Origin of the sequence: Clostridium sp. YIM B02569 (assembly GCF_022320765.1) — a bacterium.
GTDB lineage: Bacteria > Bacillota > Clostridia > Clostridiales > Clostridiaceae > Clostridium > Clostridium beijerinckii.
Window position 1 is genome coordinate 75,201 of the sequence record NZ_JAKJJX010000006.1, and the last position, 11,346, is coordinate 86,546.

General features: G+C 30.2%; 8 protein-coding genes. 7 read left to right on the forward strand and 1 reads right to left on the reverse strand.

All coding sequences use genetic code 11. From position 1 onward, the window contains the following. The 4 genes from L3B96_RS07340 to L3B96_RS07355 all read left to right on the forward strand — a co-directional run bounded on the left by L3B96_RS07340 (window position 1) and on the right by L3B96_RS07355 (window position 5,277). Window positions 1–2,148 (forward strand): glycoside hydrolase family 3 N-terminal domain-containing protein, encoded by a 2,148-nt coding sequence (locus L3B96_RS07340; protein WP_238859800.1) that lies wholly within the window; start codon window positions 1–3, stop codon window positions 2,146–2,148. A 218-nt stretch (window positions 2,149–2,366) separates the two neighbouring features. After that, window positions 2,367–3,845, forward strand: a complete 1,479-nt coding sequence (locus L3B96_RS07345; protein WP_238859812.1) for a PRD domain-containing protein — start codon at window positions 2,367–2,369, stop codon at window positions 3,843–3,845. Further along, entirely contained in the window at window positions 3,835–4,692 is an 858-nt protein-coding gene (locus L3B96_RS07350) for a Cof-type HAD-IIB family hydrolase (RefSeq protein ID WP_238859814.1), read from the forward strand. The genes L3B96_RS07345 and L3B96_RS07350 overlap by 11 nt, the downstream gene beginning before the upstream one ends. Before the next feature lie 111 nt (window positions 4,693–4,803). Beyond that, window positions 4,804–5,277, forward strand: a complete 474-nt coding sequence (locus L3B96_RS07355; RefSeq protein ID WP_077308477.1) for a PTS glucose transporter subunit IIA — start codon at window positions 4,804–4,806, stop codon at window positions 5,275–5,277. A 158-nt stretch (window positions 5,278–5,435) separates the two neighbouring features. On the opposite strand, the gene L3B96_RS07360 is transcribed toward L3B96_RS07355, so the two are convergent. Further along, a complete protein-coding gene (locus tag L3B96_RS07360; protein ID WP_238859821.1) occupies window positions 5,436–5,840 on the reverse strand; it encodes an FMN-binding protein in 405 nt (134 codons plus the stop codon). A gap of 414 nt (window positions 5,841–6,254) precedes the next feature. Here L3B96_RS07360 and L3B96_RS07365 point away from each other — a divergent pair, with 414 nt between their 5' ends. The 3 genes from L3B96_RS07365 to L3B96_RS07375 all read left to right on the forward strand — a co-directional run bounded on the left by L3B96_RS07365 (window position 6,255) and on the right by L3B96_RS07375 (window position 10,917). Next, window positions 6,255–7,187, forward strand: coding sequence for an AraC family transcriptional regulator (locus L3B96_RS07365; protein WP_238859838.1), 933 nt, complete (start codon window positions 6,255–6,257; stop codon window positions 7,185–7,187). A 2-nt stretch (window positions 7,188–7,189) separates the two neighbouring features. Next, entirely contained in the window at window positions 7,190–9,259 is a 2,070-nt protein-coding gene (locus tag L3B96_RS07370) for a glycoside hydrolase family 3 C-terminal domain-containing protein (protein ID WP_238859840.1), read from the forward strand. Window positions 9,260–9,576: 317 nt separating this feature from the next. After that, the gene (locus L3B96_RS07375) at window positions 9,577–10,917 is read left to right on the forward strand and encodes a glycoside-pentoside-hexuronide (GPH):cation symporter (RefSeq protein ID WP_238859843.1); all 1,341 of its coding nucleotides are present in this window, start codon (window positions 9,577–9,579) and stop codon (window positions 10,915–10,917) included. Window positions 10,918–11,346: the final 429 nt, after the last annotated feature.

Consider the following 11,346-nt stretch of genomic DNA (forward strand, 5'->3'; position numbering starts at 1 on the left):
ATGAAAAATGAAGAGATAAAAACCCTGTTATCTAAGATGACATTGGAAGAAAAAATAGGACAATTAACACAAATCAGAACAAGTTATTATTATAATTCTAATACTTCAGCAACAGGAACGGTTTCTAAGCTTAAATTTACAAAAGAGCAAAAATGGATGATAGGAACTGTTTTAGGTAAATTAGATGCAAAGATGATGTTTGAAATTCAAAAAGAATATTTAGATAATAACCGTTTAGGAATTCCGCTACTTTTTATGCATGATATTATACATGGATTTAAGACTATATTTCCTATACCACTAGCGCTTTCATGTTCATGGGATGAGGAATTAATAGAAAAAACTGCAAGAGTTGCAGCAAGAGAAGGCAGTTCTTCAGGATATCAAGCAACATTTTCGCCTATGGTAGATATAGTCAGAGATCCAAGATGGGGAAGAGTTATTGAAAGTTTTGGAGAAGATACTCTTCTCAATAGTATATTTGGAGCAGCCATGGTTCGAGGATATCAAAATGGTGATTTAAAAGATCCAGATACCTTAATTTCTTGTGTAAAACATTTTGCGGCATATGGAGCTGCAGAGGGAGGAAGAGATTATAATACAGTTGATATTTCAGAATGCAGATTGAGAAATGAATATTTCCCACCTTATTATGAAGCTATAAAAGCTGGAGCAAAATCAATAATGTCTTCCTTTAATGTATTAAATGGAATACCAGCTACTGCTAATACATGGCTCTTGCGCAAGATATTAAGAGAAGAATGGGGATATGAGGGTGTCGTGATCTCCGACTGGGGGGCAGTAAAGGAACTAATACCTCATGGCACAGCGGAAAATAGCATAGATGCAGCAAAGTTATCATTAAAAGCTGGAATAGATATTGAAATGGCTACTACAGCATATTTTGAAGCTTTACCAGAACTATGCAAAGATAAGAGTATGGAAAAGCTATTAGATGAAGCAGTGGAGAGAATTCTTTTACTTAAGAATGAGTGTGGATTATTTGAAGATCCATACAGAGGGATTTCTTATGAAAAAGAAAAGCAAACATTGTTATGTAGTGATTTCAGAAAGGCAGCAAGAGAAGCGGCTTCTAAATCTGCAGTGTTATTAAAAAATTCCGATGTATTGCCTTTGGAGCGTAGTAAAAATGTAATATTAATTGGACCATATGCAAGTGGCTCATCAATATTAGGCCCATGGTCTTTAGATGGAGACCTTAATGATGTAATTACAATTGAACAAGGATTAATAAATAAGAATATCAGGCTTGAAGGCGTAGAAACGACATCCTTTAATGAAATTTCGAAAGAAAAATCAGAGGAAATAATAGAAAAAGCTAAAAGAGCAGATGTTATTGTATTAGCATTAGGAGAAGAAGAAGAAAAAAGCGGAGAAGCAGGATGTGTTAGCAATATAACTCTTCCAGAAGCTCAAATAAAGCTTTTACGTTGTATGAAAAAGTTGAACAAGCCTTTGATAGTTCTTCTAATAAATGGTCGTCCACTAGATCTTACTAATGTAATAGAAGAAGCCGATGCAGCTTTAGAGTGCTGGTTCCCAGGAACAGAAGGTGGAAATGCAATTGCAGATATTCTATATGGTGATTATAATCCAAGTGGAAAGCTTACTATGAGCTTTCCAAGAGGAGTAGGTCAAATTCCAGTTTATTATAATAATTTAGCAACAGGGAGACCAAAAGAATTACTTAAGAATGAAAAAAGATATAAGTCCCAATATTTAGATGTCCCAAATGAACCACTATTTCCGTTTGGATATGGGCTTGGATATTCGAAGTTTAAGTATGATAATTTAAATATAAGTAAAAAAGAACTAAGCAAAAAAGAGCGAATATCATGTAGTGTTAATGTTACTAACATTGGAAAGTATATTGGTATAGAAACAGTACAATTGTATATGAGAGATAAAGTTGCAGACATTTCAAGACCAGTTAAACAGCTAATTAAATACAAACAAATTATAATTAATCCTAATGAAACAAAAACTGTAGAGTTTACCATCGATGAAAAAGATCTTCGCTATTGGAATGGTGAAAATCAATATAAAAGTGATGAAGGATTATTTGAATTTACATTAGGAAAGGATTCTTCAGAAGGAACTTCTTTTGAGATTAGATTAATTAATTAGAATTTAAGAATTTCCCTCATTATTTATGGTGAGGGAAATTCTTTAAAAATATTTTTAAGAACTGTTAAAATATATATCTATTTTTTCATGTGACCTATCTTTCGTATATAATATAGTAAAGAGTCTTGAACAACAAATATAGGGAAGAAAAAATGCATAAAACATATTATCTAATGTTGTAGCAAAAAAGATAATTATATTATAAAAATGGAGGATTTATGAAATCAAGACAAGTAATTATGCTTAGAGATTTATTACATAACGAATATGTGCGGCCCAATGAATTTATGGAAAAGTTAGGTATCAGCTTAAGGACTGTCAGGATGGAAATACATGAAATAAATGATATATTAAGACATAAGAATATGAGGATAAATTCATCTTCAGCTAGAGGATATTTTATTCTTAAGGAAGAGAGAACTCAGTTTTATGAATTTTTAAATAATATGATTTTGAGTTTAAAGAAGGTAGAATTGCCAGAAACCCCTGGAGAAAGATTTTTATTTACTTTTATATATTTGACATTTATAAAAGAGCCTATTTCAGTTCAGAATTTAGCAGATATTATGTATGTATCAAAAACGGTAATGATAAAAACTCTAAAGGAAATTGATGAATATTTACGAAATTTTAATGGACTTAATATTGAAAGAACAAAAAAAGGCATCTATTTTCGTGGCAAAGAAAGAAGCATAAGGCATATATTATCTGAAACATTAAATTATAAAACATTTGGATCTATTTTAATGTATAAAGTTTTGAAATTTCAGTTTGGAGAGTCATATAGCAAAATATATGAAATTTTGCAAAAGGGATTACCTGTTATTTTATATAAAAATAATTTGATTCTAATTGATAAATCGGTAGAAGGATTTTTGTTAGATTTATTTATAATGATATATCGTAATAAGGCAGGATTACTTTTAGAATCAGAAACTAATAGACAGTATCCTCAAGTATTTGAAGATATTATGAAGGAAATTGAGGAACTTTTAATTCAAAATGATATTAGAATATCTGAGTGTGATAGAAACTTTTTAAAAGATTGCCTTTTAACTAAAAGAGTATTATATGATGAATGTGTTAAATTGGAGCCAAGAAAAGAAATCGCGGAGTTAACAGAAGAATTTTTATCGATAGTAGATAAAAAATATAATTGTAGCTATTTAAAAAATCCAGAGTTAAAGAAAATGTTAAGCATACATATAGATAAAATGCTTTATCGTTCAGAACAAGGACATTTTGAGCACAATGCATCTATAAGAAATGCAAAGGAATTATATAAGCTTCAAACAGAAATGGCAGATATATTATATAAACTAATTTTTGATAAGTATGGTTATAAGATTCAAGAAGAAGAATTGGGTTTTATTATACTTTATATGGGAGCTTTTGCCCAAACAAAAATAAAAGCAATAATAATAAGTGATATTGGACAAAGTGCAGCTTCGAGCATGGCAAAACAAATCAATAATTACTGTGGTGATAAAATCGAAATTATAGGAAGTTTCTCCTTAAATTATATAAGACAGTATTCCATAGATGTAGATGTGATCTTTACGCCAATACGGTTATTTAATGTTACATTACCAAGTAAAACTAAGATCATTTATATTAACTATGTATTGCAGGAAGAAAATATCAAGAGAATACAGGAATTTTTAATAAACTATCATGGAGGTGTAAATGAAGATTAAACTTATAGCATTGGATTTAGATGGGACAGTATTAAACAGTTGTGGTTATATAAGTGACAAAACTCTTACTGCAATTAAAATGGCGATTGAAAAGGGAGTTCAGGTGGTTCTGGCAACAGGGAGAAGTGTTGGATTAATATGTGATGAAATAAAATCAATAGAGGAAATTACATATGCAATATCTTCAAATGGAGCGGCTGTAATAAATTTAAGAAAAAATGAAATAGTTTTTTCTAACTTTATTACTATAGATATTTTAAAGAAGATAATTGAAATAATTAAGGATTATCCAATCGTTGTTGAGTTTTATTCTAACGGGAATGCTTATATAGATGAAGAGGTTTTTATAAATCCCGTTAAATATGGATTATCAGAAAAATGCTTAAATCTTATGTCAGACAGTCATAATTTAATAAAGAATATTTTTTCGGTAGTTGATGATAGATCAGAATGTGAATGGATAAAATGTGTAGAAAAAATAAATATTCCATTTTTAAAAGATGATATGAAAAATGAAGTATATAATATTTTGTTATCTATAAATGATAAAGTTAAAATAACCTCATCTGTAGAGGATAATCTTGAGATTAACATTCATAGCGCAAATAAGGGGGCTGGTCTGGAGAAACTAACTGAATTGCTAGAAATAGATTTGAAGGAAGTAGCTGCTATTGGAGATAATAATAATGATATAGAGATGCTTCAGATGGCGGGAATTGGCATTGCAATGGGAAATGCAAGTGAAGATATTAAAGCTAAAGCAGATTTCATTACACTAGACAATGATAAAAATGGAGCAGCAGAGGCAATATTGAAAATTTTAGATAAAAATTTGCAATTTAGTTAATGTATACAGTGTAATTATAATTTTTTGAATAATAAAAAAGTCAATAAATAAGAATTAACGGTGCAATAAATATAGAAAAAGAAGCAGTTTATAAAAGGAAGGCTGGAAAATATGTTTAATTTATTTAACAAAACAAAGTTCAAAATAGTCTCACCAACGGAGGGGAAACTAAAGTCAATAACATCTGTAATTGATGAGGTATTTGCTTCTAAAGCTTTAGGTGACGGTTTTGCAATTGAGCCAAAACAAGGCGTTGTGTATTCACCTATAGTTGGTGTAGTATCAATGATTTTTCCAACTTTGCATGCAATAGGTCTAAAAGCAAATAATGGAGCTGAAATTCTAATTCATGTTGGTATTGATACAGTCAAACTTAATGGTAAAGGATTTAAGACATTTGTTAGAGAAGGGCAAAAGATAAAAATAGGTGATAAGCTTTTGGAATTTGATATAGAAGAAATAAAAGATAAAGTTCCATCAACTGACGTAATAGTTATATTTACTAGTGGCGAAATATGTGAACTGGTTAATGGCGATATACAGGTTGATGCAGGACAAGCTAACATAGTCAATATTGTTAAGTAAGGTAATGAGGGATAAAAGTAAAAGTTCTGTGAAATAGGATGCTTATAACGTATATGGAGCTAGATTATGTGTATCGGATTTTAAATATTATGTTTTGGGCTGTAGGTAGATTTGTGTAAAAACAAAATCTATTTACAGCCTATTTTATTGATATATCTTTATTTCTGATTAGGCTTTAGTGCATTTTCAATAGCCTTTAAAATTGTTTTACTGCTATTTGTTGCTCCTGAAATAGTATCTACTTGTAAACTTTGTGCTTTAACTACCATACTTGGAATAACTTCTGCAGGCTTGCCTCTATCGGTTTTATGTTCTAGTAAATCTATATTTTCAATCTTGTGGTTTTTAACTGTAACTGAAACTTTTGCACTAATAAAATTAACATCGTATGAACCAATATATTTTCCATCGGAAATCTTTGATAAATCTACGTTGCTAATTGTTAATCCTTTAATTGTTTTTTGATAATTTCTAACAGAGATTAGATATTTTCCTCCACCGATGATAACTGTGATAACAACAAGACAAACTACACCTAATAATATTTTTTTAACATTTAACATATAAAATACATCCTTTACTTTTTAATAGATTCTAATAAAAGGCTAATTCCATCTTCTGTTAAATTTATATTATTTCTTTTTCGCATAATAATATTTTATCATAAATTTCCAAATTATTGGATTTGAGATTTCAAAGATAAATTATTGTTCCATTTTTTTATTATGATTCAGAATAGCTAGAAATTAGGGAATTAGTTAAGTTCTATACAGTTTATTAGCTTATAGATTGTCTATACATAATATGAAATATTTAATTTATTTTTATGTTCCTTATATGATTCAGTTATAATATGAGTAGTCTGAAAATGAAATAGAATTTGTACAAAAATGATAACAAATATATTTTGATATAACTTATAATCAAAGTGTAAATATTTACAAAGTGGTTAAAGTGTATCATGAAATGGGGGAAATATGAGTTCATATATTTTTGAAACAATTGAACATGAAGAGAAATATCCAGCAAAGGTGTTTGTAACATCAATTGAGCATTCTAGTTTTCATTGGCATTATGATTATGAATTAATTTTAGTTTTGAAAGGATCCTTAATAGTAAATGCAAGCCCCAAGATAACGGTTTTGGAAGCAGGGGATATTGTGTTATTAAATTCAAAAGCAGTACATGAATTACAACGTACTAAGGAAGAGAATTTATGCTTATTTATTCAGATGAATGAGAATTTGTTCAAAAATACAAAAGATGATAATAGATCGTATTATTTTTACTTAAATAGCAAGCTTGATGATAAAAAACCTAAGAACGGATATGATGCATACGTTACTAATGCTGCTAAAATTGGACTTGAAAGTCAGAATGATGAAATATTTAACACTTACCGGGTAAAATCTTTGGTTTATATGTTAATAGCGGACTTATTTGAATTCACATTATATGATATTCATCAAAAAGCTGTAGATTTGAAAGAAACAGAAAACACAGAATTGCTCATGCAGGTAATAAACTTTATACAAAAAAACTGTACAAAAGATACAGTATTAGATGAACTATATAAATTTATAGGCTTGTGCGAGAAATCAGTTTATCGTTTCTTAAAGGCAAACATTGGATTATCACCTAAGGATTTAGTCCTTAGCAGCAAAATAGAAGCTTCTAAATATATGCTTAAGTTTTCAAATAAGTCAATTAGCTTTATAGCAAATGATTGTGGCTTTTATTCTGAAAGTACTTTTTACAGAGCTTTTAAAAAAGAAATAGGTGTGACCCCTTCTGAATACCGAAAAAGTGGGGCAAGTTTAAATGCTGATCCTAATGTACAAGGCTATTTGCGTTTTGATTTTAAAGAATCTATCAATTTATTAGAAAAATATTGTAAAGGAGATATGTAAAAATGAAATGTACTAAATTAAAAAGATTATCTTATACTGAAAAGGCAAAGGAAATAGTTAACTCTTTAACTTTAGAAGAAAAGGTTTCCTTAATGGGTGGAAATGTTACTCTTAATGATATGCTCTCTGATTTGAGAGATGCTGATGAGCAAAAACATTATAATAGTTATCCTTATCCAGCAGGAGGAATAGAGAAGAATAAGGTACCTCCTATGCTTTTCTGCGATGGCCCAAGAGGTGTAGTTTGTAGTGCAGGAAAAAGCACATGTTTTCCAGTATCAATGCTTAGAGGTGCAACATTTGATACAGCATTAGAAGAAAAAATAGGTAATGCTATAGGGAAAGAAGTTCATGGGTATAAAGGTAACTTATTTGCAGGAGTATGTATTAACCTTCCATATAATCCGGGCTGGGGAAGAAGCCAAGAAACTTATGGTGAAGAATCCTTTCACTTAGGGGAAATGGGACGAGCATTAGTTAAAGGTGTACAAGACGAAAACGTAATCGCATGTGTAAAACATTTTGCCTTTAACCAAATGGAAATTTCCAGATTTAAAGTAAATGTTGAATGTGATAAACGTACAGAGAGAGAAGTATTTCTTCCTCATTTCAAGAAATGTGTTGATGCAGGTGCAGCAGCTATTATGAGTTCTTATAACTTATACAAAGGAACTCATTGTGGACATCATGATTACTTATTAAATCAGGTATTGAAAAAGGAATGGGATTTTGATGGATTTGTTATGAGTGATTTTATCTGGGGAGTCAGAGATACGGTTGAAGCAGCTAATGGTGGACAAGATATGGAAATGTGCTGCACTCAGTTTTTTGGAGATAAATTAGTAGAGGCAGTAAAAAATGGACAAGTAAAAGAAAGTAAAATTGATGAATCTGCATTACGTATCGTGCGTACATTGCTAGCATTTGAAGATGCTTATTCAAATGAATATGATGAGAGCGTAATTGGATGTGAAGATCACATTAAACTTGCACTTCAGGCAGCAAGAGAGGGGATTACATTAATTAAGAATGAAAATAATGTATTGCCACTAAGCAAAGATAAAGCAAAAAAAATTGTTGTGTTAGGAAAGTTAGGAGATAAAGAAGTAATTGGAGATCACGGTTCAAGTCAGGTAAGACCAGCTTATGTCATAACACCATTACAAGGAATTGCAAATTCAGCACCTAAAGCACAAGTTGTATATTACAATGGTGAAAATTTGGAACATGCAAAAGAATTAGCTAAAGATGCAGACGCAGTTATATTTGTAGTTGGATATAACTATGACGATGAAGGTGAATATATATCAGAAGATGAATTTGAATCTTATACAGGAGCAGTAGGTGGAGATAGAAAAAATTCATTAGGTCTTCATGAAAATGAAATTAAATTAATACAGGAAGTAGGTCCTGTTAACACTAATTCCATAGCTGTGTTAATTGGTGGAAATATGATAATGATGGAAGAATGGAAAGAAAGCGTCGGAGCTATAATGATGGCATATTATCCAGGTATGGAAGGCGGAACTGCAATAGGAGAGATTATATTTGGAGATGTTAATCCAAGTGGAAAACTACCATATGTAATTCCATTTAAAGAAAGTGATCTTCCACAAGTAAATTGGGATACAACATCTCAATGGTATGATTACTATCATGGATATACAAAGTTAGAAAAGGAAGGCATAAAACCATCTGCTCCATATGGATATGGACTATCTTATACTAAGTTTGATTTTAGTGATGCAAAGTTTGATGCATCTGATGATAGTGTTATCGCTAAATGTACTGTTAAAAATATAGGAAAAATGGCAGGGGATGAAGTCGTACAAATGTATGTCGGATTCAAAAATTCATCTGTAGAGAGACCTGTAAAATTGTTAAGAGGTTTTGCTCGTGTAAATTTAAAGCCAGGAGAAAGCAAAGAAGTGACAATAACTTGCCCTAAAGAGGAGCTTTGCTGGTATAATCCAAAAACAGAACAAATGGAATTAGAGAAAATGGAGTATGAGGTGTATATAGGAAGCAGCAGCGCAGATTCAGATCTACACATGGGAAAAGTTACATTATAATTGTCTCAAATGCAAATGAAATGACAGAGTGAAAAGTATTAGTTTAATGACAGTTAATATTAGTTGGTTGATTAGTTAATATTACTGTACATAAAAATATAATTACTTTGCTCTGCCATATCAAGTCATATTTTTATAATATATAAGTTTTAATTAGAATTCAATGCTTTTTGAATAGGAATTATTGAAAACTCAAAAAAATTTCAGCATTTATTATTTATTGATAAATGTGCATCATTAATTAGAACATATATATTCTTGGAGTAATCGTTTAATTGCTTTATATGTTGAGTACTATGAAAGGAATGAGTATTTTTATGGAAGAAAAAATTAATTTAAAAGAAAAGATTTCTTATTCAATAGGCGATGTAGGATGTAACTTTGTGTATGTGCCAATTACTTCTTTTTTGATGATATATTATACTAATAGTGTTGGACTTGGAGTAGCAGCAGTTGGGACACTAATGCTGATTGCAAGACTTTTAGATGGTGTAACAGATTTATCAATTGGAGCACTTATTGATAAAACTAATACAAGGTGGGGTAAAACAAGACCTTGGATTTTATGGAGTGCACCATTTATGGGAATTGGTTTGATATTATTGTTTAATGTTCCTATGGGTCTCAGCAATGGTGGAAAGCTGATTTATGCATATATTACTTATATATTTTTAGTGTCAATTGTATACACGGCCTCAAATTTGTCATATTGCACATTGCTATCAAGAATATCAAGTAACATACAAGAACGTTCAGTTTTGAGTTCAATTCGATTTGTTTTTGTTATTTCATTTACTATTATATTATCAATGATTACAAACCCATTGGTTGAAAAGTATGGATGGTCAAAACTTGCAGTTATTTATGGAATAATTTCATGTGCATTTCTATTCATAACATTTGCATTTACCAAAGAAAGAAATCAGGATGAAAAGGGAGAAAAATTCAAGTTAAAAGTAGGAATTGGTTCCTTGATGAAAAATAAATATTTTTTACTTATAGCGATTATGTTTATTATTATTTATACAGATATGGGGCTATTTTCAGGAGCTACTCTTTATTATACAACCTATGTATTAAATAATGCTAACTTAATGGGCATGCTTACTTTAGCACTTTATGCACCTATGATAGTTGGATTTGCACTTTTACCTAAGTTCATAAGTAAATTTGGTAAATGGAAAGTTATGATGTTTGGATTTCTAGTGAAATTAGTAGGTGTTATTATTATGGCAATTAATCCTGCTTCTTATGAGCTTGTTATGGCAGGAAGTATTATAAAGGGTTTTGGTATGGCGCCTCTAATAGTTGGAATTTTCGCAATTGTTGCAGATGCTGTAGATTATGGAGAATGGAAAACAGGAATACGTGCAGATGGATTAATTAACAGTTGTGTAAGCTTTGGAATGAAATTAGGGGGTGGTCTTGGCACTGCAATTCTCGGATGGATCCTTGACTTTGGAAAATATAATGGAACAGCTACTGTACAGACAGGTGCAGCAATAAAGGCAATTAATATTTCGTTTATATACTCAGGAATTGTATTTACCATAATTGGATTAATTGTAATGTATTTTATAAATATGGACAAGTTTTCAAATAAGATGGTAACTGAACTTAATATTAAAAGAACCTCTAAATCTATAGAATTAAATTAATTTATCAAATGTCTTAAAGCGAGATTTAGTTAAGTCAAAAAATAAGTTTTCTTGCTTAAAGAACTTGTGCATTAATAGTTAATTTTATGTAATTTTGTTTTGAAATATTTATGTATAGATCCTTGTTATAATTGCTGTTTAGAAACGCAATTATAACAAGGATTTATCATAAATATTTTTTATTTTTTAGGAATTTATATTCCAATAAAATCTGTAGACGAGGTACTCCTTGAGGGTATAACTTAAAAAAGGTTGATTGACTAGTTTTTGTATTTAAAAAAGAATAAAAAAGAAATCTTATTCGCCTGCATAAAATGTTCTTATATGCAGAATAGTTCAGTATTGTAGCATAGCTACTCTTTTTATAAGTGCATAGCTGCCATTTCTGATGTGCAGATTTTTCTCACATGCGTTCGAAAAGGCAGATGC